The organism is Bogoriella caseilytica (assembly GCF_003752405.1).
Taxonomy (GTDB): domain Bacteria; phylum Actinomycetota; class Actinomycetes; order Actinomycetales; family Actinomycetaceae; genus Allobogoriella; species Allobogoriella caseilytica.
Genome location: NZ_RKHK01000001.1, coordinates 3,130,260 through 3,152,079, shown reverse-complemented (window position 1 = coordinate 3,152,079; position 21,820 = coordinate 3,130,260). Strand labels below are relative to the sequence as shown.

General features: G+C 66.1%; 24 protein-coding genes. 10 read left to right on the top strand and 14 right to left on the bottom strand.

Going from position 1 to position 21,820, the window contains the following annotated elements:
• Positions 1–2: 2 nt before the first annotated feature.
• Positions 3–926: a DMT family transporter gene (locus EDD31_RS14210; RefSeq protein WP_123304745.1), complete on the bottom strand. Its 924-nt coding sequence runs from the start codon at positions 924–926 to the stop codon at positions 3–5.
• A 303-nt stretch (positions 927–1,229) separates the two neighbouring features.
• A complete protein-coding gene (locus tag EDD31_RS14205; protein WP_148058966.1) occupies positions 1,230–1,436 on the bottom strand; it encodes a hypothetical protein in 207 nt (68 codons plus the stop codon).
• A gap of 105 nt (positions 1,437–1,541) precedes the next feature.
• On the opposite strand from EDD31_RS14205, the gene EDD31_RS14200 reads away from it, so the two are divergent.
• Positions 1,542–1,721: a hypothetical protein gene (locus EDD31_RS14200; RefSeq protein ID WP_123304740.1), complete on the top strand. Its 180-nt coding sequence runs from the start codon at positions 1,542–1,544 to the stop codon at positions 1,719–1,721.
• 38 nt (positions 1,722–1,759) lie between these two features.
• Here EDD31_RS14200 and EDD31_RS14195 read toward each other — a convergent pair whose 3' ends face one another.
• The gene (locus EDD31_RS14195) at positions 1,760–2,617 is read right to left on the bottom strand and encodes a UbiA family prenyltransferase (protein ID WP_245991236.1); all 858 of its coding nucleotides are present in this window, start codon (positions 2,615–2,617) and stop codon (positions 1,760–1,762) included.
• Between the two features lie 220 nt (positions 2,618–2,837).
• Here EDD31_RS14195 and EDD31_RS14190 point away from each other — a divergent pair, with 220 nt between their 5' ends.
• From EDD31_RS14190 to EDD31_RS14660, 4 genes are all read left to right on the top strand, one after another.
• A complete protein-coding gene (locus EDD31_RS14190; protein ID WP_123304738.1) occupies positions 2,838–3,737 on the top strand; it encodes a macrolide 2'-phosphotransferase in 900 nt (299 codons plus the stop codon).
• A gap of 49 nt (positions 3,738–3,786) precedes the next feature.
• Positions 3,787–4,128: a hypothetical protein gene (locus EDD31_RS14185; RefSeq protein WP_148058965.1), complete on the top strand. Its 342-nt coding sequence runs from the start codon at positions 3,787–3,789 to the stop codon at positions 4,126–4,128.
• Between the two features lie 251 nt (positions 4,129–4,379).
• The gene (locus EDD31_RS14825; protein ID WP_170163313.1) at positions 4,380–4,556 is read left to right on the top strand and encodes a hypothetical protein; all 177 of its coding nucleotides are present in this window, start codon (positions 4,380–4,382) and stop codon (positions 4,554–4,556) included.
• 63 nt (positions 4,557–4,619) lie between these two features.
• Positions 4,620–5,171, top strand: a complete 552-nt coding sequence (locus tag EDD31_RS14660) for a hypothetical protein (RefSeq protein WP_148058964.1) — start codon at positions 4,620–4,622, stop codon at positions 5,169–5,171.
• 631 nt (positions 5,172–5,802) lie between these two features.
• Here the strand turns inward: EDD31_RS14660 and EDD31_RS14180 are convergent.
• From EDD31_RS14180 to EDD31_RS14150, 7 genes are all read right to left on the bottom strand, one after another.
• Entirely contained in the window at positions 5,803–6,672 is an 870-nt protein-coding gene (locus tag EDD31_RS14180; protein ID WP_123304734.1) for a hypothetical protein, read from the bottom strand.
• Positions 6,673–6,737: 65 nt separating this feature from the next.
• Entirely contained in the window at positions 6,738–7,757 is a 1,020-nt protein-coding gene (locus tag EDD31_RS14175; RefSeq protein WP_211336132.1) for a hypothetical protein, read from the bottom strand.
• Positions 7,754–9,028, bottom strand: coding sequence for an AlbA family DNA-binding domain-containing protein (locus EDD31_RS14170; RefSeq protein ID WP_123304732.1), 1,275 nt, complete (start codon positions 9,026–9,028; stop codon positions 7,754–7,756). Before EDD31_RS14170 ends, EDD31_RS14175 begins: the two co-directional genes overlap by 4 nt.
• A gap of 5 nt (positions 9,029–9,033) precedes the next feature.
• Positions 9,034–9,726 (bottom strand): hypothetical protein, encoded by a 693-nt coding sequence (locus EDD31_RS14165; protein WP_148058963.1) that lies wholly within the window; start codon positions 9,724–9,726, stop codon positions 9,034–9,036.
• Entirely contained in the window at positions 9,719–10,147 is a 429-nt protein-coding gene (locus tag EDD31_RS14160) for a hypothetical protein (protein ID WP_123304728.1), read from the bottom strand. Before EDD31_RS14160 ends, EDD31_RS14165 begins: the two co-directional genes overlap by 8 nt.
• Complete coding sequence (locus EDD31_RS14155; RefSeq protein WP_123304726.1) at positions 10,144–14,040, bottom strand: type ISP restriction/modification enzyme; 3,897 nt, start codon at positions 14,038–14,040, stop codon at positions 10,144–10,146. Before EDD31_RS14155 ends, EDD31_RS14160 begins: the two co-directional genes overlap by 4 nt.
• Before the next feature lie 16 nt (positions 14,041–14,056).
• Positions 14,057–14,950 carry a DUF4231 domain-containing protein gene (locus tag EDD31_RS14150; RefSeq protein ID WP_123304724.1) on the bottom strand — a complete coding sequence of 298 codons (894 nt, stop codon included), beginning with the start codon at positions 14,948–14,950 and terminating at the stop codon, positions 14,057–14,059.
• A gap of 192 nt (positions 14,951–15,142) precedes the next feature.
• Between EDD31_RS14150 and EDD31_RS14145 the strand changes: the two genes are divergently transcribed.
• The 3 genes from EDD31_RS14145 to EDD31_RS14135 all read left to right on the top strand — a co-directional run bounded on the left by EDD31_RS14145 (position 15,143) and on the right by EDD31_RS14135 (position 16,433).
• Complete coding sequence (locus tag EDD31_RS14145) at positions 15,143–15,424, top strand: hypothetical protein (RefSeq protein WP_123304723.1); 282 nt, start codon at positions 15,143–15,145, stop codon at positions 15,422–15,424.
• A gap of 239 nt (positions 15,425–15,663) precedes the next feature.
• A complete protein-coding gene (locus EDD31_RS14140) occupies positions 15,664–15,951 on the top strand; it encodes a hypothetical protein (RefSeq protein ID WP_123304721.1) in 288 nt (95 codons plus the stop codon).
• A 104-nt stretch (positions 15,952–16,055) separates the two neighbouring features.
• Positions 16,056–16,433, top strand: a complete 378-nt coding sequence (locus tag EDD31_RS14135) for a hypothetical protein (protein WP_123304719.1) — start codon at positions 16,056–16,058, stop codon at positions 16,431–16,433.
• A gap of 78 nt (positions 16,434–16,511) precedes the next feature.
• Here EDD31_RS14135 and EDD31_RS14130 read toward each other — a convergent pair whose 3' ends face one another.
• From EDD31_RS14130 to EDD31_RS14115, 4 genes are all read right to left on the bottom strand, one after another.
• The gene (locus EDD31_RS14130) at positions 16,512–17,555 is read right to left on the bottom strand and encodes a DDE-type integrase/transposase/recombinase (RefSeq protein WP_123304717.1); all 1,044 of its coding nucleotides are present in this window, start codon (positions 17,553–17,555) and stop codon (positions 16,512–16,514) included.
• Between the two features lie 21 nt (positions 17,556–17,576).
• Positions 17,577–17,948, bottom strand: a complete 372-nt coding sequence (locus EDD31_RS14125; protein ID WP_123304715.1) for a hypothetical protein — start codon at positions 17,946–17,948, stop codon at positions 17,577–17,579.
• Positions 17,945–18,646 (bottom strand): TnsA-like heteromeric transposase endonuclease subunit, encoded by a 702-nt coding sequence (locus EDD31_RS14120; protein ID WP_211336131.1) that lies wholly within the window; start codon positions 18,644–18,646, stop codon positions 17,945–17,947. Before EDD31_RS14120 ends, EDD31_RS14125 begins: the two co-directional genes overlap by 4 nt.
• Before the next feature lie 368 nt (positions 18,647–19,014).
• Positions 19,015–19,524 carry a metallophosphoesterase family protein gene (locus EDD31_RS14115; RefSeq protein WP_123304713.1) on the bottom strand — a complete coding sequence of 170 codons (510 nt, stop codon included), beginning with the start codon at positions 19,522–19,524 and terminating at the stop codon, positions 19,015–19,017.
• A 103-nt stretch (positions 19,525–19,627) separates the two neighbouring features.
• Here EDD31_RS14115 and EDD31_RS14110 point away from each other — a divergent pair, with 103 nt between their 5' ends.
• Both EDD31_RS14110 and EDD31_RS14105 read left to right on the top strand, forming a co-directional pair.
• The gene (locus EDD31_RS14110; RefSeq protein WP_148058962.1) at positions 19,628–20,749 is read left to right on the top strand and encodes a hypothetical protein; all 1,122 of its coding nucleotides are present in this window, start codon (positions 19,628–19,630) and stop codon (positions 20,747–20,749) included.
• A gap of 32 nt (positions 20,750–20,781) precedes the next feature.
• Positions 20,782–21,789: a phosphotransferase enzyme family protein gene (locus tag EDD31_RS14105; protein WP_123304709.1), complete on the top strand. Its 1,008-nt coding sequence runs from the start codon at positions 20,782–20,784 to the stop codon at positions 21,787–21,789.
• Positions 21,790–21,820 lie beyond the last annotated feature (31 nt).

Here is a 21,820-nt window from a genome sequence, read left to right as displayed (position 1 = left end):
GGTCAGCCCTGCTTTTCGGTGAGACCGGATGGGAGGAGAGGGAGGGAGCGATGCTTAACAGCTTCGGGATGGTGCCGCGAGAGCCCTGCCACGCCGGCGATCGCCACTGCACCGAAGACGGCCAAGGCGACGATGACGAGCACGCCTACATTGGCGCCTTCGTGCAGCACCACCAGCCCGTAGACCACGGCGACGACGGGGTCGATGGTGGTCAGTGCGGCGACCACGACCTCGGGGTGGCCGAGGGCGTAGGCCTGCTGGGTCAGCCACGCACCCGCGGCAGCGGCGCCGGCGATGGCCAGCCCGGTGAGGAGCACGGCGGGGGAGAGCAGGCTCGCTCCGGCGTGGTACATGACCAGCACCGACTTCAGCAGTGCGGAGACCAGGCCGAAGAGCACGGCGGCGCCGGCCGCCCAGGCGAAGGACCGCAGCAGCGACGGGGCACTGCGGCTGAGTGCGACCAGGGCGGTAGCTGTGCCACCGCAGAGCACCACCGACCAGGCCAGGAGCGAGAGGTCGGGGGCGGTGTGGGTGCTGGTGGTGAAGGTGCTCGCGAGGATCGTGAAGCCGGCGAGCCCCGCCAGCGTGACGGCTACTGCCATCCAGAGCTGGGCCGAGGTGCGGTGGCCGTAGAGGCGAATGGCGAGCAGGACTGACCACGGAACGGCCAGGACACCGATGGGCTGAATGAGGCTGACCGGAGCCATCGAGAGTGCGGTGATGTGCAGGGCGGCCGCGGCCGCCATCAGCAGGACACCCATCAGCCAGCGAGGGTTGGACAACAGGCCGGTGAGCTGGTGCCATGACAGGGCGTTCCGGGGCTGGGAGCGCTGGTCGAGGCGAATAGCACGATGCTGGGCGATGGCTCCGCCGGCGAAGGCCACCGAGGCAAGCACCACCAGGATGATGGCGAGAGCGCCGCTCACGGGCGGTCCGCTGCCGTGGCGGAGGTCCCTGCGTCGGCGGCGGGGCCGGGGAGTTCCATGTTCGGAAGGCTAGGGTCGTGCCCGTGCGTTCGGCGTCCGCCCCAGGGCCGATTGTGGCCCCCTACTCCAAGCGTATGTGCGGGTGCTGCGGGTCTGACCCGACCGGCGTCTTGTGGCGTCATCACGTCTTCCTTCGACGACGCCGGCACGGTGCCGGCCTCGTGTTTGGGACGCTATGACGCTGGATCGGAGGGCGGTATCAGGTACAGCCCTGAACCGACCCCGACTCGGGCCCGGGGAGTCTCAGGGGGTCTGCTCGTCCTGTTGCCTGCGGACGGCACGCGCCTCGCGCAGCTGCTTGCGGCCCACGAGCAGCCCGAAGGCTAGCCAGATCAGCGCCGCGCCGCCGCCCACGTAGAGCCCCAGCGTTCCGTTGCCCGTGGCACTGAAGAGCAGCCAGAAGACGAGGAAGAGAGCGAGCGCACCGCCGTACCGAAATGCCGCATCCATGCCTTCACGGTAGCCCGCCGCACGCTTGGCCATCGGTCGCCCGCGCGAAGACGGGTCGAGACCACGGTGGTGGCGATCGATCGTGCTGGTGAATAGGGTCTGCGGATGGGACCGAACACCGCATTCCTCATGAGCATCGTGTGTTTCGCGGTGTTCGCGTACGTCATGTACTGGGTGATCCGCGCCAGTGTGCGCGCCGGCGTGCGCGATGCCCTCCGGGGCGCACGACTCTCTGGCGACGGGCGGATGTCCTTCGAGGACTCGGAGCGTGGTTCACCGAGGTGAGCTGACCTCCCCGGCGGGAGCTTGTTCCCATGGTCCCCTCAACCGGCGAAGGCGTTGCCCGTGGTCACCAGGTGGGCGGCCAGCAGGAGGCCTGCGAGCATGATGAGCCGGAAGAGGATCCGGCTCGATCGCCCGGCGAAGGCCAGGGCGACAGCCAGCAGCGCCACGGCGCTGATCAGTCCGAAGAAGAGCCAAGAGGTGGTGTTGACCTCTGCGGCCTTGGCGCCGGCGGGCCCGATCAACACGGCGATGGCACCGGCAATGACGGCGGTGGCAGCGAGCACCACCGAGGGCCGCACACCGAGGCGGTGGGGGAGGCCGCGGATGCCGGTGCGGGCATCATCATCAAGGTCGGGGAGCACGTTGGTGAGGTGCACGGCTGCACCGAAGGCACCGCCGGCCACCCAGGCCCACATCGGCGCGAACTGCGACGGCTCTGCGGTGAGCGTGGCGAAGGAGGGGAACAGCCCGAAGCTGAGGATGAAGGGCGCGATCGAGAAAGCGGTCGCCTTCAGCGTCGCGTTGTACGACCAGGCCGAGGCCAGGGCGAGCGCGTGCGCGGTCAGCAGCCCGACGCCCAATGGCGCAGAGAGCCCCAGCGCGAGCAGCAGGCAGAACAGCGCTGCGACCCAGACGGTGTGCACGGTGATCTCGCCTCGGGCGAGGGGCTTGTCGTCTCGCCCGACCTCGCGGTCACGCCTCGCGTCGAAGGCGTCGTTCGAGAAGCCGACGAAGAGCTGGCCGGCGAAGACGGCGAGAGTGAGCAGCACCGTGCGCCAGAGTTCAATCTCGGCGGCGATCGCGAGCGCGGCTGCGAGCGCGGTGACCACCAGAGAGGGGCCCGGATGGCAGGAACGCCACAGCGCGCTGATCGTCCGGCCCGGGGGAGAGGTCACCGGTGCAGTCTCTCACCGTGCTGCAGCTGCGGCAGTTGACCGAGCACCTTCCTAGGGTGGCTGAGCTACGCACCCCGGAGAGGGGGCGCCGTGACAAAGCGGAGCGCGACGGCCTGGGCTGAGCTCTGTCCATGAGGAGTGCCCATGAATCGCGACGCCGAGCGTGGGGGCGGCGGAAAAACGGTGGCTTCCGCGGCTGAATCGGTGACACGGTGCGCCTATGAACACGCTCGATGAGGCACTGAGCCTGGCCGCCTCCCATGGCCTGTGCCTGTCCGCCGGGGGCGCGACGGTCAGCGAAGCCGGTCTCGACTACCGGGTGGTGATGGCCTCGAACGAAGCCGGTCAGGTCTGGGTGCTGCGCATCCCGCGACGCGAAGATGTCGCCCGGGGCATGGCAGCTGAGGTGGCGATCCTCGAGCTCGTCTCGCCCGTTCTCGGCCTGGACGGGATCGAGGTGCCGGACTGGCGGATTCGCAGGCCGGAGCTCATCGCCTACCCGGCGCTCCCCGGGGCCCCGGGCCTGACCCTGTCCGAGGCCGGGGAACCTATCTGGCACATGGACCCGGCCAGCCCGGACTACGCCGCACGCTTGGGGCGTCTCCTGGGCCGCCTGCACTCGGTGACAGCCGCAGAGGCGGCGACGGCCGGCGTGGAGATCCGGTCACCCGACGAGGTGCGCCAGGCATGGCGGGATGACGTGGCCCGGGTGAGCGCGGAGTTCACGGTAGCCCCGGCGCTGGCCGGGGCGTGGCAGACCTGGCTGGAGGACGACGCGTGCTGGCCTGATCACACGGTGATGACCCACGGCGAGATCTACCCCGCACACATCCTGTTCAGGGACGGCGGTGCGATCACCGGAGTTCTGGACTGGACCACGGCACGCGTGGACGATCCGGCCCGGGACTTCGCCGCTCAGTACGGCGCCGCAGGGGAGGAGATGCTGCAGGCCGCGCTCGACGCCTACTCGGTGGCCGGAGGCCGGATTTACCCGGGTCTCGCAGCGCAGGCCCGGCACCTGTGGGACGCCTCGCCGCTCGGTTATGCGCTCTATGCGCTGACGACCGGCGCCGAGGCCGATCATGCCGCGGCGTCCGCCCTGCTCGATCCGGCGGAATGACCGCTAGCCCCGACAGTTGATCCAAAGGCATCCGCCGTATTCTGACGGCATGGTCCAGCGTCGGTCGCCCACGAACAGGGGAGTTCACCCAGCACTCTGGGGTGTGCCGGTGGCCCTTGCTGTGATCGGGCTGTGGCAGATCTGGAACCTGGTGGTTCCCCGCCGTGATGTGTGTGCCGCGATCTACCCGCCCCCGGCGGGGTGCGGCGGTGAGGCGCGGCTTGCGGTGGCGGCGGCGTGGACCGCGGTCATCGTGGCCGCATTGGTCGCCACGCTGACACTCGGCCGGACACGGCGTCGGTGGGCCATGCTCGGCACGGCATGGGTCACTCTCGCGGCCCTGGCCGGCTGGTTCGCGACGCATGTCGTGCGGCCCTTCGTCTTCTTCTAGCCGGCGGCACATCACCCTTTTGCTCGCTCCAGAGTCATCTGCACGCGTCAGGCCTCCAATCCTGCCGAGGTTCGATGAGCCCCTCGTACCTGATGACTATTGACACAAAGCGCACACTCCTGGATAGCGTGGGTGAAGGACCTCTTTCGTGAACGCATCACCTGGGGGAACAATTGAGTGCGCAATCTGGGGCAACCGGGGCTCAGTCTTCAGTGGAACGCCGACATCGCTCCTGGCGCGAGGTGGGGGCGGTGGCAGTCTCTGTAGCAACCTTCGCCTACGGGTACGTGCATCTCGCGATGCTCATCGGACAAGAGCAAGCTTTCGTGGGGGCGGAGAGCGGGCTGAACGCTTTCCTGTTCCTCTCATCGTTTGCCTCCGTCCTGATCGTACCGATCGTCGTGGTATCCATCGCGGCGTATGGATGAGTAGCCGCTGGCAGTCGATTGGCCGGGAGGGACTCGGCTCGCACTCTGGTGATGGTGGGGTCGATGGCTGCCACTGCAGCTGCGGTCGTTGCTGTCAATTTCTTGATCTATGGGAATAGCCTCCTGTTCCCTGGGTCCGTCCTGCTTCCCGTCTTGGCAGCGCTCGGCGTGCTCGTCGCCTTGCGAGTCGATGTCGTGGCGAGAATGAATCTTCTCCCCATAGTGACGTCTGGATTCCTGGCAGCAGCCGCATTGACCATATTCACCGGGGCAGTCTCCAGTGATGAATGGGGAGTAAATCTCAGTGACGACCGGTCAGTTTTCTTGAGCTCTGACTGGCCCCTGTATGTGGTCGCGGCTCTCGGTGCTTCTCTCTTCACAGTGGCTATAGCGTGTGTCGTTTCGATCGTTCTGGGCGTGGTCGCACGCGGTCTCTCACCGATGACTCGGTCGATCATCGGTGCGATTGCCGTTGGTGCATGGTGGATCGTTCAGCCCGGATTTCTCGGCGATGGCTGGAGGTCGTCCGTAACCATCGTCGGACTCGCGGCCGCCATGGGATTCTTCGTCGGAAGTGCGCTGTCGGATCGAATCAGCGAACGCGGTAGGCGCTGAACACTGACGCGGTGTCCGCTGAGGGGGAGTCACGCCGGGGACGGAAGCCGGACGTCGTGGCGCGCCACTACGGACTTGTCTGTCTGGTCTCATCTGAAATGTCAGTAGTCCAATTCGCTGACCTGCCTACTGACAAGAACCTGTCACCTATCCGTGCAGCAGTCCCTTCCACCTTCGACCCTGCCGTGTTGTTCGGCACAGGAGAAGAATCCCAAGCCGCCACCTCGCCGGGCAACTATTTCACATGCATGGGTTGCGCCGTCGCAACAGTGGGGTCGGGATGTCGGGTATGTAATAATAGGGTTCAACGATAATTCGGATCGCCTCTATGCGCTCTCGTCCTATAGTGGTGGAGAAGCTATCGAAGTCTGCTCACTAGAGGGCTGGAATAGCCAATGGTTTAGGTGCACGCACTGGCCGTTTGACACCAGCCAGGCGGCGGAGTTCGCCAATGCCCACCTTAATACTCCGGCCCGCCCAGGGGTGGGGAACTATTGGTTGCTCATCAATGAGTGCGGGGCGGAGATCTGGCATTCCGATAACAGGATCGACGCCCCGTGCTGACCGAGTATGGTCGCGTTGATGACGGTCTTACCGGTGGCGCGCCAACCGGGCGTCCCAAGCTTCGGTGTCAGCCCGCTCCCACCAGATGGACCGGTAGCCCGAGCACGCTACTCGCCGCTGCGGTACCGGCCTTGTTGGCGAAGCCTTCGAGGAACGAGTTACGTAGCCGTTCCATCCGACCTGGGTCTCCGGTGTGGGCGGCTTCTTCGAGCTGGTCAACCTGGCCGAGAAGCTCGTCCCGATCCTGATCGGTCTCCGCGTTCTCCCGGACCTGCTCTCGCAGCTCTTCAAGCGCCTGAGCGAATCCTCCGTCGAGGTCCTGCTGCACGTTGGCGACGTTGCCCTGTCCGCCGACCACGGCGGCACCGAGCGTGCCGCCGTTCATGTTGAACGCGTTGTGCTGGTTCATGGTCACCTGCCCCGCCTCTTCCTCGATTCTTGGCACCCAATGAGCCCGGCGCCACTGCCTGCCCTTGGGGGTCAACTGCATGCGGAACACCGCTTCGTTAGATGACCGCACCCCGTCCACGAGACCGTGTTCATCGAGTAGATGTGCTGCGTCGTCAGCGATCTCACTGTCGAAAGGCTCGCCGGTGACGGGATCGGTGGCGCCGTCTTCGAAGGCTGCCGCCGCTTCCAAGAGGTCGGCTCCCCGCCGTGTGGGGACAGCTTGAAGGACCTCATAGGCAGCACTACGAACGAGGTAGTCGGAATCTTCGCGCCGCGCCTGTGCCTTCCCCTCGTCCAAGAGCAAGAAGCTCACCGTTCCCGCGAGTGTCTCGACTTCCTCGACGGGGAGGGTCCAGCGGCGCTCAGCCATCTCGCGGAGGACGAGCTTCTGGTCCTCTGGCGGGCACACGGTCTCCGGTGGGTTGCCGCTGCGCGGGTTTCTGGCGAGCCAGATGAGGCTCCGGTAGGCGTAGATGCTGATGGTCACTGCCTGCTCCTTTCTAAGAAGGCCGTTGGGCCCGGTGACCTGATGACATCAGTTGCCACTGACATCTACCTTCCGTTGCGGAAGAGGGCGTCGGCGTAGCCGGTCAAGCTGGTGACGAGCATGAGCGCCTGGGCGCAGTTCCTCTTGCTGAACTGTCTCTTGGACACGCCGTGGACGCTGGCGTGGCGGGAGTACCGGTAGGGGATGGAGTCGCCCTTGTCTCTCCAGAACTGCTCGTGGGCGTTCCAGATCGGAAGCCAGACCATGGCCTCACGCACCCCCATACTGTTGATCTCCTCCGGTACCTCCTCGCCTCTCTTCCGGCTGGTGATCGCCGTCCGGATCGCCTTCTCGGGGTAGAAGCGGGCGATGAGGGTGTCGAGGGTGACTGTGAAGATCGCTTGCGCAGAACGTGTATGCCCGGCCTTCATCGCCCCGAGCCCGTCCTGGACGAACAGCACCTCCTCGCGCACCTGTTCATGATCAGCTCGCGCCAGTAGGTCCGCGCAGTCCTCGATGATCTGCCCATAGCAGTCGTTCAGGACCTTCCGCCTGGCTCTATGGTCCTCGGCGCGAAGAAGCCGGACCGCTACGCGCCCACTGGGGACGAGGTAGAGAGGGATGCCCTCTTCCCTGAGAAAGCGGTAGACCTGGGTGACCGTGACCTCATCGGCGTGGTCACGCAAGTTCGGTGGCAGGAGGTAACGGTTGAGGTCAGCGAAGACCCGTCCGGTGTCAGGCGCGAAGGACTTGTACAGGTCGCGCCAGACCCGGGTGTGCTCCTCAGTGATCCGCTGTGCCGTCGCGGCCCACTGGCTCGTCAGGGCACCGGTCCTCGCGAACGTCTGCATGAATGCAGGCATCTCGATAAACGGCTTGCTCGCTTCCGCCGCAGCAGCCCACCAAGACGCGTCGATGCCCCAGAGGCGCCCCATACCGGGCCCGAGTGCCTGCATGAACCCCGGAGAGAACCCGGAACCGAAACGGAAGAACGGCTCGCCCCGTTCTTCTTGCTCTTCGTGGTCCGACTCCGAACCAGACTCGTCGCCGTCCTCGTGCTCCGGCGGCTCCTCGTCGTCGGTCAAGACGTCACCGGCGTGTCGGACTCGTCAAGTGGCAGGAGTGCCTTCAAATGCTGGGCGCCGCTTTGGTTGATGAGGTCCGCCGCCAACGTTCGCGTCTGAGCGAGAAGCTGTCCCTCGGCGGCTAGCGGGTCGAACTCGACCGTGAGGGGGCGGAAGTTCTTCACCCACTCACGCTGGTCCTCGGGCACAAGGCTCGCGAAACCGGGGATGCTGTCTCGGACCATGATCGGCGCTCCGTCAGGACCTACGAGCCCGACACGCAGGCTATAGCCGCCAGTGACGTTCAGGTGCTCTGCGAGGTTGCGCAGTACGGCGATGTTCTGTGCCAGGTAGTACTCAACATCGGTGGATAGACACTGGTCACGCTCACCGCGCGGGGCTACCTCCGAATCACCCTGGTGGTCGGCCAGGCCGCTGAGGCGATGACAGGACGACATGGCGCCGTCGTCGTGCAGCCCTATCCGATAGGGCGGCATCACGTTGTTCGTTCGTAACCGCAGCACCCATCCCCGCAGGCCTCGATGGACCTCAGCAGGATGCCCGCTCTGAGTGGCGTAGTCACCCCGAAGGAGGAGCCGAAGGGGGCGTTTCGCGTAGACGGCAGACGCAGCGATCTCAGCGAGACGTTGTCCGGAGCGGTACTCGCGGGGGATTGCCTCGAAGACCAGACAGACGCCGTTCTCACGGTCCAACCAGTCAGCCGTGGCCCGGTACGCCTCTTCCAGTTCCTCGCGGCGCTCACGAGCACGCTGGAAGCGCTGCCGGTACTGGTCCGCGATCTGCGCTTCGGACATGAAGACCGTATGCGGCCCGTTCCGCAGCGGCGCCACGAGCCCTTCCTCAACCTTCTTTGACCGCGCGAAGTGAGGACGCTCCGACGTTGACGGGATCCGCATCGCCACCACCGGATCAGCGCCGCCCCGGGGGATGGGGTGGAACTCGACACCTACGACGGGCGGCGCGATGAGGTTGTAGGCAACGTCCCGGAGCCGCTGAGCCTCCCCGTCACTCCATGACACTCCTGGAGCGGAAGCCGCTTCGTCATCATCGTCGGTAATGCCGAAGAGGAACCAGCCGCCACCTGCGTTGGCCATCGCGGCAATGTCCTTTGCCGCCTCTGCCCGCCACACCTGGTTCTGGGCTGGGTAGACCTCGGCCTTGAACTCCAGGTCCGTGGCCTCCTCAACCCGCTGCTCGATAGCCCTGTCGATGAGGGCGGAGTCGAGCGGACCTGGTGCCTGACCGAGAACGCGGTGGATCGGGGTGAACAAGACGCCTACTCCTGGTCCTCGTCGTCCTCGAACGGGGGCGCGTACAGTGTCGCGTCTACCGACAGGGCGCTACGTGGGTTGATGACCGGAGAACGAGCGAGAAGCTGGTTCGTCTTCTCCAGCTTCTTCGCGAGATGGTGGACGGTCATCTCTTTGGCGAACATCGTGTCTCTGAGTGCATCGAGATCGAGGACCGACTCCTCGTCGTAGACCTCCTTGGAGCTGTCGCTGTACGTCACGTGAACGCGATGGCTCGTAGGGAGCTCACCCCTTCTTTCCTCACGCTCTATCGAGTTGTCAAAGAATGTTCGTAGCTCCTGGCCTGGCGCGATCATGGCGATGGGCTCGTTCAACATCTTGACGTCTCCGATCACCGCACCGCCGCGTTCGTCCGCGCGCACTGGCTTCGGATCAAGCTTCACTCGCACGTCGTGGGCTGGCCGCCGTCCGATGTTCTTCACCACCAGATCAAACAGATGCCGGTCTACCCGTGTGGGCTCCGTAGTCACGATCACGTAGGGACGCGACGCCTCTTGGGCTGCACGCCTCGCTTCCGCACGCTGCTCGCGCATCGCACTGACTTGCGCCCACGCGACCAAGGCGGCGACTACTGCGACAAGTAAGAGCCCTCCGGTGAAGAAGGTGTAGAGACCTGTCCACTGCACTTCTGTGAACCCGAGCCAGGTGTCGTCAGTCATCATCCGTCTTCCGGTACCGGGTGTGGAAGGTGTTGTCAGGCATACCCCAACACTCACCGGTCTCGTTCATGACAATCCAGTCGCCCGCGCCCAAGGTGTCCACCCCTTCGAGGGTTTCCAGTTGTGCGGGGTGCTCTAGGCGGCGGGCGCGCACCGGCGCCGTCTTACGGAACCTCCCGTCTCCAAGGGGTTCGTAGGTGGCTTTGAAGACGTCCTTATCGACTGTCCACGTCCCGCCGTGGCTGTCGTTGACCTGCCAGTCTCCGGCCTCGCCTCGCAGAGTGGCGCCGGAGGAGGTGGCCCATGAGGTCTCTTCCGTGAGTTGCTCAGCATGGACGACCTCGCCTGTAGGGACGTAGGTGTCCCCGGCAGATACCCAATCTCGGGCGCGTTTGGCCGTCAGGTGATCGGGGGCGGTCACAGGTCGAACCTGTCCTGTGCCTCGACGGGGCGATAGGTCTTCTTGCGGGGCTTCCTTTCCCAGTCGGCTGGTTCGGGCAGCTCCGCAACGGTGAACAGGTCGCTGGCTGTGATCTGGTCGAGGAGGGAAGCGGCCTCCTGCTCGGCGGCGAGCATCTGTTCGAGGGTGCGGAGAAGTTCGAGGAGTTCGAGGTCGAACTCCCACCGCTCGGCCTGGATCTTGTCCAGCGGGGAGCTGGACTTTCCGGCGGGGTTCTTCATCCGGTAGCCAAGCCACGACTTGACCACGGGCATGCCCGAGACCTGGTAGTTCCACACTTCGGGTGCGACGCTGTGGAACTCGCCGTCACCAACCTTCAGGACGCGGCGAGAGTCGTCGTATGAGAACCGTTCGGGGTACGCCTCGGGGTTGGGCGGGGTGGCGACGGCTAGGGTGGCCTGGCCGTGGATAGTCCAGGGCTCAACAGCGCCGTACCGGTTGGGTGTGCGGAAGCGTTCACCGAAGGTCGCTAGGGCGAGGAGGCCCCGCCCGAAGGAGGCTGTTCGCGTGAAGAGGTCGGTGTCTTTCGTTAAGGGGAGGCGGGCGCCAGATTCGGTGAGGTCTTCTTTGAATCGTTCGTAGAAGGCGCCTGTTCCGGTGAGGGCGAAGGCGTAGGCGGCGAGGTCTTCTGCCGTGACGGTGGTGCCAAGTTCTGCCGTGAGGGTGTCGAGCAGTCCAGAGGTGATGTTGGGGGTGGTGGCTTCGAAATCGCGGTAGAGGGGTATCACGTTCTTCGCGCCAAAGCTGCCACGGAAGAAGTCGAGGTCGGGGACATGAGCTGAGACGGTGACGACGGGGCCGGTGCCGAGGCGTGTAGAGGTCAAGGTGGTGATGTAGAGTTGTCGGTTCGAGTAGCTCTGCCACAGCTCAGGCCGCATCCGATCAGCCATGCGGGCATCAGGGAAACACCACTGGCGGTCGAAGGAGCGGTAGCCGTACCGGATCGGCTTCATCATCGAGGTTCTGCCCTTGTCGCTATCGAACGCAGGCAGCTTCTCACCTGTGATTACGTCTTGGACGCCAGGCTTGGAGACTTTGCGATCACCGGTTTCTCGGAAGAGCCCGCCATCTGGCTTCCCTGCCCGATACAACTCTTCCCATCGCGTACTTAACGTCTCAGGGCTGGCTGCGATGGGCCATTTGCGCTTGTACTGGGCGCCTGAGTGCTGCCAGGGAAAGATGTCCAGGAGGCTCGGCCACGTGAAGAACTCGCCCGCTCCTTCGGGGATGAAGCTTGCGGTCCACTCTTTGCTAGCGATCTGCCAGGTGGTGTCGTCTTCATCGAGTGCGTGAAGAGTGTCTAGGGTCGCGAGCTTCTCGGAGGCGGTGCCATCGATGCGGTGGTAGCGCACGGTTGCTGGTGCTCTCTTGCCGGTGCGCCTGCCTTGGCGCTGGATACCGGTGACGATGGCGACTGGGGTCTGGATGGCGAAGACGTTTTCTTCCTTGTGGGCGCCGCGTCCTTCACCGCCGAGGTCGATGATCCACAGCTCTTCGAACCTTTCGCGCATGTGCTTGCGCATCCCCGCGAATCCTGGACCTCGTAGGAAGGAGGAGGATGTGATGAAGGAGACGATGCCCGGGCCTGCATCTCTCTGCTCGCACGCCTTCCAGATCGCCCAGCGCCAGAAGTAGACGTACGAGTTGTACAGGTTCTTGACCTGTCCGCCGGGGGTGTCTTTTGTGAAGTCCTCCAGCAGCGACGCCTTGTCTCCTTCGCCGGTGTTATGGGCTTGGAGGACGATGTTAGGTCGAGCATCATCCGTCAAACCGCCGATTCCTTCCGCGCGACTTCCTCGGCTGTAGGGCGGGTTGCCGATGATGACGCGGATGGGGGTGTCATGTCGCTTGACGGCAGAGGAGCGCTGCTGTTCATGAGAGATGGCCTGAGCCTCGTCTGATAACAGCGCGAGTTGGCCGGGGTTCTTCTCACCCAGCAAGGGAGCCGTCAGGGTGTCGGTGAGGAAGACCTTGACGCCTTCGTTACCGAGGTCTGCTCCAGCGGAGGTCAGCGCCTGGGTGAGGCGGAGGTGGGCGACAGCGTATGAGCCGACCATGAGTTCGAAGCCGTGAAGGCGCCTGGCGAGAGAGGTCGCGGTGGGGGCGTTAGAGCCTCCGGTAGTGGCATCAAGGACATGCTGAGCGGTCTGGAGCAAGTACGTACCGGTGCCGAGGGCGGGGTCGAGGACGGTGACGTTCTCACTGGAGAACGTCACGCCGTGGCGGGTGCGTAGCGCGTGTTCAACGAGCCGGACCTGTGCGCCGACCACGGGTAGTGGGGTGTAGTAGACGCCTGCTTCTTCGCGGCGTGCGGGGTCGTAGGCGGCGAGGAAGTCTTCGTAGAAGTACAGCCAGGGATCTTGGTGGCGTCCGTCGTTGCGGGTCTTGGTGAGCGCTTCGGGATCGACGTGGGCGACGAGGGCTTCAATGAGGCCGAGGGGTCCGGAGAGTACCTCTTTGGTCTGGGGGCCGACCATGACTGAGAGGACGTCCCCGAGAAGTTCGTGGCCCTTGGCGCGCAGCGCGGAACCAAGCTGACGCTCATCGAGAGGGAGGGAGAGTGCGTTTTCGAAGCGGGCGATCAGGAGTGCGTAGGTGTAGCACTGGGCGAAGGCGTCCGCGAAGTCTTCGACCGTCGCGGATGGCATGAGTGTCTGCTGCCAGGCTGCGTACTTTCCGGCGAGAGGGCTGCGACCGTTGCTCTCGTCCACGGTTTTGAGGTGTGCAACGACTTTGTCGCGTAGCAGTCGAGTCAGGGGTGCGAGTCGGTCGGCCAGGGCGCGTGGGGAGCGGGGTGCTGTGGGGGTCTCTCGGAGGAAGGCGCCGATGAGTTCGACCAGTTCAGCAGCCTGCGCATCGGAGAGGGACTTCTCGGGATCGAGAGCAACCTCGGCTCGCTTGTAGCCACGCTGGAGGTGTACGAGTTCGAGCCCGTTGCTGTAGATCAGGTTCGGATGGCCTGCGAGCTGCTCCCACTGCTGTCGGTCGTGGGTGCTCCAGCCTTTGCGGTCGGTAGGGTCGGCGCTCTTGCGGGGGCTCTTCAGCTCGACGTGCCCGATCAGCAGTCCCCGGGTGTTCTTTACCGAGAGGTCAAGGCGTACACCACTGACGTCATCATCGCTGGTGGTCCGGGCTTCGAAGGAGACGTTCGCTTCCACTCGTGGCAGGAGAGCGGCGACGTTCTCGATGAGCGTCTTGACGGGGGCTTTGAGCGGGTCCTCGGGAGAGGTCCGCTCGTCCATCTCTATGTCGTGTAGGTGTGAGGTGACCTGGTGGCGATAGTCCTCGATGACGGGACGAGCCTGGGTGGTGCGACGGGCGTCGTAGTGGCGCTGAGCTAAGGCGAGAACGCTGCGGGCGAACTCCTGGACGATCCGCGCCTGCGTGTCGGGGTCTTCGGCTTCGACGGGGCGGCCTTCGTTAGCAGCCTGGAGGTCGGACAACTCCCTGTAGGTGTCAGGGATGTCCTCGGGACGGACGTCTTTGCGAGAGATGGTCAGGACACGCGCTGGGGTACCGGGGCGCCGGTCGCGGGCGGCGCGGACCATGACGGGGAGTTCGTGACGGGCGATGTAACCGTTGTTGTCGAAGAACCCGGGTGAGTAGACCGCCACGTAGAGGTCGGCCTCGCGGAGCCGGGTCTTGATCTCGTCGTCCCAGCGCTCGCCCACGGCGAGCTGCCGGTCGTACCAGAGTTCGACGGGTACTCCGGTGTCGGTGGCGCGCTGTTCGATCTCGTGGGCGAGGTCGTCCAGGAAGGCACGTCCGGCCCCGTCCTTGCGTTCGGGGTCGTCGTGCTTCTTGTAGGACACGAAGACCTTGATCGGGTCTAGTTCCCCTCGTCCCTGAGCCATGGTGTTGGGCCCTTCCTCACCCGGTGTGGGTGCCGTAGTGCTTGTCGAATAGTTCGAAGTCGTTCAGCGCGAGCCACCGGGTGGTCTCGTCAGCCAGGATGTTCTCGGTGCGTGCCACTATGCCGCGCAGCTCTGACACGGCGTTGTCGCCCAGTTGGCGGGCTTCGGTGGCGAGGTCTTCGAGCTGACGCGCGTATCCCGAGTAGACCCGGGCGGTGCGGCCCCATTCCCGTGCCCCAGCCCACACCTGCAACGAGGTCACCACGGCGACCGTCGGCCCGAGCGCATGCTGATCGAACACACCAGCCACCTCGGCTACAGCGACGCCACCGACGACGACATAGAGGAGGCTGACGAGTCTCCGGAGCCAGCGTGCGCGGCGGAAGTACAAGCGGGACCGGTTGGTGAAGTAGTCCTTCTGGTCCTCGATCCGCTCCCGCAGGTAGGTCTTCAGCAGAGTGTTCGGTTCTTGCTGCCGCAGGGCGCGGGTCTCCTCGTCAATGCGAGCAGTGTGGCCGGTCTCTGCGGTGAGGGTGTCGAGCCTGTCCTGGAACCCTGCGGGGGCGTCGTCGTCCTCGTAGGGGGTGACGCGGGCGGCGAAGCGCCACCGTTCTGAGAGCAGCAGTTCGTGGAGGGTGCGGGTGGAGTGCCACCGTCTGCGCCACTTCTTCCGCGTGGCGATCAGATTCCCGGCCATCGCTCCGAGCGCCAGGAGGCAGGCGAGGATGAGCCACGGCTGACCAGCCAGAGCAACGAACCCGGCCAGGGCCCCGCACACGAGTGATGCTGTCAGGAATCGCAGGGCGAGCTTCTGGTGCCGCAGCGCTTCCTTGTCCAACCGCTCCAGGGCGGCCGCCAGTGACAGGGCATGGCTCATCTCGGCAACGTCCTCCCATGCCGTCTCGGCCACGCCCCCAGGTGGCGCCCTTGCGTTGGTCGATCACAAGGAGGCTATACGTGATCCGGGCCACGATCTTCCAGGGCACGCCGTCCCGAACGGGACAGCACCGGGGCGCGTGTAGACACCCCGGATGTTGGTGGCCGCCTCTACCGTCCTCTGTACAGGCAGGGAACGAGCAGGAGAGAGGGGTAGGGGGTTCGGATGATCTATGTGCAGTACGCGACTGACGAGAAGCTCGTGATGGACCGTGCAGTGGCGGGAGCCGGTATGCAGGGCGTCGAGGCGCGCCCAGAAGGCGCGGGGAGGATGCGGTTGGCGTCCTGGACGAACCTGGACTCGCGCAAGGAGCACAGGAGCCAACGCGGGGTCGTCTATGACCTTGAACTGGAGGCGCACGAGGCGCTGTTGTTGCGGGACTGGCTCACCCGGTGGCTCGACGGCCTCACCCCCGGGCAGCGCCGGGAGGCTGAGGCTCGGGTCTAGGCGGCGTGGGCGGATGGTCAGCGGCGCGCACGCGAAAATGCTGAACACGAGCGGCGGCGAGGGAACTTCACGTCGGAGGTCGGGGATTTCATCGTCACGAAGGTCGAAGATCAGTACGGCTACCCCGACCATCGCTTACCCCCCACACGGGCGTGTAGACGATCACGGCGCGCCCACGGGCCGAGGTGCGGCTGGGTTCGTAGGTTGGGCGGGTGGCGGCGTCTAGACATGGTGGGGGAGTGGCCCAGGGGCGTCCGGTGTGGCGGCTGTACCTGTTGATCGATCCGACGACGGGGCCGACGAATCATGCTCGGGGGACGGTGTTCTACGTCGGGTATCGGGCGCGGCCCAACCACGGGGACTTGGATCATTTGGCGCGTCCGGAGTCGCTGCCCAGGGTTGATCGGGAGGCCCGCGACAAGCTCGTGGAGCTGCGGGCGGCGGGGGTGGCGCCGGTGGTCGAGGTGCTGGTCGAGAACGACGAGGCCGTCCGGGGCGCGGAGGTTTCGGTCGAGACGTTGAAGTAGGCCGCTGGCGCCTTGGCGGCGTCGATGCGCCCGGAGCCGTTGAACTTCAAGAACCGGTTCGCCCCAATGGACGCGCACGCTGCTGCTGAGGTGGCGCGCGGCTGGTGGAGGTGTCGCGAGCCGGGGTGCTGGTGCGGGTCGATCCGCGTCGGGCGTACCCGGCCTGGGGGCCAGAGGGGGAGATGGAGCCGTGGACGTTGCGGGCGCAGCGACAGCATCTTCCGAAGGAGGCAGCGCGGGCGGTCGAGGACGGGCCGATCCCGTTGTTATTGGTGGCGAAGAAGACGACCGACACGCATATGTTCCCGCCAGGGACCATCGTGGACGCCCACCTATTGCCGGGCTTCCGCAAGGACGGGCCCTGGCAGGTGATCCCAGAGGTCGCAGACCCCGAAAGCAGCGAGGTCCAGGCGGTGCGGCACCGGTTCCTCTACCAGCGCATCGATGTGACTGATCCGGGTGTGTTCATGCTCCGAGGATGACCGGCAGGAGGTTGCAGCGCCCATCGACCGGCGCCTTTCCGGAGATTGCGGCGTTGCGGCGGACGGTGGCGAGGTAGGTCAGGACGTCCCACAGCAGGCCCGCCGGCACGCCTCACGATGAGACAGGTGGGGATGAGCGTGGTCAGGGCGTGCTCGACTCTCTGGTAGCGGCCCTCTGTCGGCGCGTTCGGGTCGGTCAGAGGTCCGGTGAAGGAGGGGCGGGTCAGGAGGCGGGCGATACGGACCTGCTCCGGTTACACCGTTCGAACCGGTGTAACCGTCGAGGTACTGGGTGAAGCCGGTGTCGACCAAGTGGAAGAACCGTTCGATGTGCGGCTTGTCGGTCGGGGTCCTGTAGGCGGCTTTGATCACTGAGGTCCCAAGGCGTTCGGCGGCGTGCATGAACGCCTGACCGACGAACACCTTGCCCCTGTCCACCGTCACCGTCTCGGGGACGATCACAGGTTTCGCCGCCGCCTGCGCGTACGCGTCGTGGGGTAGTGCGCCTGGGGGTAGGTGGGAGGCGGCGTAGGACAGTTCGGCATCCCAGCCTGGCTGCATCGCCAGCGGCGTCATCGCCCGAGCCAGGAGCATCGCTGCGTCCACTCCCTTGGCGGCTTTCGGGCGCAGGATCGCCGCGAGTGGGACGCGGGTGGCGATATCAAGGGCGACGGTCAACTCGGGACGCCCGGTGGACCCGTCCTGGTAGAGGGCCAGGACGTCGAGCGGGGTGGAGTCGATCTCCACCAACTCCCCAGGACGCGCCGGGCTCTGGCGCCCGTAGGTGCGATCCGGCCTGTTTGCCTGGGTGCGGCGGGTGGTGGCCTTCCCGAACGGGCGCCGGTCGCGTTCAATCACCGCGAGGATCCGGTACAGGGTCGCCCGCGAGGGCACCGGTACACCCTGCTTCCGGGCAGCGATGATCACGCGAGTGATCGCCCGGTGCCGGGTACCGGTGGAGAGGTTCGTCTGACCCGCGACCTCTTCTTCGAGGAGCTGAACAACCAGGGGATCAGCCCGCCTCCCAGGAATAGAGGTACGTAGGCGCCGCTTGTCCACCAGCCCGGCGACACCTTCCGCGCGGTAGGCAGCGATATGACGATAAAGCTGACGGTTGGTCATGCCTTTGCCAGTGGCGTCGAGTTACGCGAGCTTGGCGGCCATTCGGTCCTGAAGACGCAACCCGGGCCCGTACTCGGGGCGGATCACGACATCCCCATCGGCGGCGGATGGCGGGCTGCCGGTCAGCACCTCGTGGACGTGCTGGTGGAGCCACTCCACCCGGGCGCGCTCGTCCTGCGGGAGGGTGTCGAGCACGCGCGCGTCTGTGAGGTTGGGGAGGCGGTCGGGGGAGTCCGGGACGAAGGAGCCGTCCCCGAGCAGCGTCGCGAGCGGCACCTCACGTACGCCCGCGGTGGTCAACGATTTCAGGGTGGTTGTGGCACCGTCCTGGCCGGTGACCTGCCAGGAGTCTCCGTCGAACTCGATGAAGTCGAGCAACCGGACACTCTTCACAGCGCCACCGCCATCGCGGGCTCTGCTTCCACATGGGTGCTCATGGTCAACGGGACGTTGAGGTCGGTACGCAGCCGGTGGCGGTAGAGCATGTGGAGGAGGTTCCCGCTGACCGCCGACATCCCGTCCCCACCAGCACGCGAGCCGAAGAGCCGTGCGGCACGGCGCAGACCAGCAGCCATCGACGTCCCCGGCGTGAACGCCTCCACCAGTGCGGCCGCGACCCCTGGGGAAGGGGAGTGGCGCGGATGACGGAAACCGGAGACCCACCGCAGGTTTGCCCGGAAAGGCTCGGGGATGCCGGTGAAGACCTCATACGCCCACTGGCACGCCTGGCGGGTGAACGCGAACTGCACCTCGCCACCAGCAACACGTGCAGGGGTACGGACGTCGATGAGGCGCCCGGAGCCGTCCGCGAGACGGACGAAGAAGTCCGGCACATGCCACCGGCCACCCGTCGTGGTGCGGCGAGGCCACAGGAAGATCAACGGCTGGGAGGAGACCGCCACGACAGCCGGGCCATGGTCGGCTGCCATGAGGTAGTCGGCCTCTAACAGCGACTCGTGCGCCACATGACGACCGGTGGTCGCGAACCAGTAGGAGCCCTCGTAGTTCCGCTTACCCGGCCACGCATAGAACCGCCGCGCAGGCGCAGCCTCCTCGACGGGGAGCGCGGCCAGCGCCCCGTCCACGGGCACGTTGCGTGGCGCGCCGTCGCCGGGAAGTCGGAGTAGGACGCGGGGGGTGGTCGGTCAGGTTCGTTGGAACCGTGGTCGTCTCGCGAGCAGGTGGCATCGAGTCTCCTGGCTACCGGGTGTGGGTGGGCCAGGAACTCTCTCAGCTACCACTGACATCAACAGGACACGATCGATGAGACAGGGAGGCTGATTCCAGAAGAGGACACGATGGATGAGACCGCACATTGTCGGTTACGGGAGGGCAGGGGCCTCCGTTCGCAGAATGACATAATGTCACTTATCGGATCGCGCTTCGGGTCCAGTCGGGCGCGGCCCCGCTTGATTCGGCTTCGCGCCGGCCATCGTTGGGCCACGCGAGCCGAGTCGAGTCATCGCCGCGGCGGCAGCCGGTGCAGCTCGACGTCTCGGAACTGGCCGGCCTCGGCAACGGCCGTCATGTAGGTGCAGTGCGGCTGCCGACGGCGGTCGGTCGGCGAGCCGGGGTTGAGCAGCCGCAGTCCGTTCGGCGTCGTGGTGTCCCACGGGATGTGGCTGTGCCCGAAGATCAGCACGTCGAGGTCTGGGTATCGCTCGTCGCAGCGCATCTCCCGCCGTTTCGCGTCGCCCGTCTCGTGCACCACACCGATGCGGACCCCGTCGATCTCCTCGCGGGCAACCTCGGGCAGGCGCTCGCGCAGCTCGCCATGGTCGTTGTTGCCGTAGACGGCAAGCAAGCGCTGCGAGCGTTCCTCCAGCTCATCGAGCGTGGCGAGGTCCACCCAGTCGCCGGCGTGCACCACCAGATCAACGTCCTCGACCGCTGACCACACCGCCTCGGGCAGTGCCTTGGCTCGCTGAGGAAGGTGGGTGTCGGCAAGAAGCACCAGGCGCGTCGTCATCCGTCCAGTCAACGGCACTGGTCTGGAGTGTGCGCGCTCGGATCGCGCAGACGTGCGCATCGTGTGCTGCTCGATATTGGCGCAGTGCTGGCAGACTCGCCACGTGGTCATGACCGTCGATCAACTCCTTGCCGGGCCGCGCGGACGCCGTCTAGCGCTGGAGTTCGCGCTCTGGACCGAGCAACGTGATGCCCTGGACGGCCCATGTCCGGTGGCTATCGCGGTCAGCCATGCCGCACATCGGCTCGACGGAGCCGGTCGAGCCCGCGCGTACACCGCCCGCGGTTGGATGATCGGACGCCGTCGTGGCCGTGCGCTGCAGGTCCCTGAGGTCACCCCGGATGAGGTGGCTACCCAGCTCGACAGCTTGGTGCAGCGCACCGCAGGCGTCGACTCTCCGGACATCGCGGCGCAGCTGACCGTGCTCGACCACGCTGTGGCGAACGCACGGTACTGGCAAGAACCCGACGGTGAGGACCGCCTCGCGGCGGTGCCGGCGGTGCTGGTCAGCCTGGAGCACTGGGCCGCGCGGTTGCTCCCCCACGCTGCCTGGTGGTCAAGCGGATGTGACCACGCGACACAGCACCTGGTCCGCTGGCCACCGCCGGATGCTTCCTCGGACGGTCCCGGTGATCCTGTTGCCCGGCTTGCGACCTGGCGCGCGGAGATCGATGCGGACGAGTCCCGTGCGCGAGCGGAGGTGCCCTCGGACATCCACGCCCCCTATTCCGGGCAGTGGTGGTCCATGCCGCCGCATGGGCTCTGTGTCACGACGAGGATGCTCGGCGCTCTCGGCCCGGCGGGGCTCTGGCTGGTCGAGGACTCCTTCGGGCACGAGCGGGCCGCCACCGTGGCCGTCGAGGTGCCCGAGGACCTCCGGGTCCTGGAGATCCGAGGCAGTGAGGACTGGGCGGAGATCTGCCGGCGATGGCCCGTTGAGGTCACCGCCCACAAGCGTCACGACTGGTACCGCGCCACGGGCAGGAATGGCCGGTGGGTGGTGCCCGACTGGACGTTGCTGGCACGGGAGTACGACGGCGTCCATCTCTCAGTGGCCGGCTACCTCTCAACAGCTGGAACCGCGATCGACGTCGACGGCGAGGCTGCGTCCGTGATCGCGGGCTGGGATCCCGACAGCACGTGGTGGTTCACCCCCCGCGTGCGAGCGTCCGGCCCTGCTCTCCCCTGGCGCCTCGACGACGGCCACTGGCATCCCAGTACGTGAGGCCTGTGCACACGCCATGCTTTGATCGGCACATGCCTGAGCTGCCTGCCACACGCCTGGAGATGCTGTGGGAGTCCGAGCACCCGCTCTCGACCCTGCAGACGAGATTCGGGTTCGCAGATGCCGAGTCGGCCGCCCGCTGGGTGGGAACGACGCTGCGCGAACGCTGGGGCATCGACGTGATCACGTGCGCCCGGGTCGTGATGAGTGCCCGGAACGCGATCGCCTGGCTCAGCACGGACGACGGGCCGATGCTCGCGAAGTGGTCCGTCGCCGCCGAGCACTTCACGCGTCTCGAGGGCAATGCCCGTCTGGTGCAGTGGCTGCACGCCCAGGGGTGCCCGGTGTCCGCGCCTCTCCCCTGCCGGAACGGTGAGGTTCAGGTGGAGCTACCCGGCGCCTCGATCGGGGTCCAGCGCGTCATGGGTGGGAGCCACCTCGACGTCGACGATGCTGCACAGGTCCGCGCAGCCGGTGCCGCGCTGGCTCGGTTGCATCATGCGCTCAGTACCTACCCCGAGGCGGAACGGCTAGCCGGCCCCCTCCCGGCCGCCGAGCCGCTGACGGTGCGGCTCGGCCGTTGGTTCGACCGTGCCGGTACCCACATCCCGGCTAGTGCCTGCCAGGCCTTGCGGTCCCTCGTGGCCACGGCCGGACCCGAACCGACGGACCGGCAGCTGGTGCACGGTGACATCCGCTCGGCGAACATCCTGTGTGACGGTCCCTCCGTCGCGGCGTTCATCGACTTCGACGAGGTGCGCCGCGATCACCGCATCGATGAGATCGCTCGATCGGCGGTGCTCCTGGGCACCCAATTCCACGACTGGGGCCCGGTCTCCCCCGAGGTGCATGCCGCCTACCTGGCTGGCTATGTGTCGGTTTCCCCGCTGACGCCGCAACAGCGCGCAAGGTGGGAGGTGTTGGTCCTCTGGTACTCGCTGGCCTTTGTGTCATCCGGTGACGACCCCACCGGATCGCTGGCGGCGGCACGGCAGCACTCGGCGCTCTCTCGCACGCGGTCTGCACGTGCCAGAGCGTGACCTCGTCATCGTGGCACCCAGCCGTGGCACT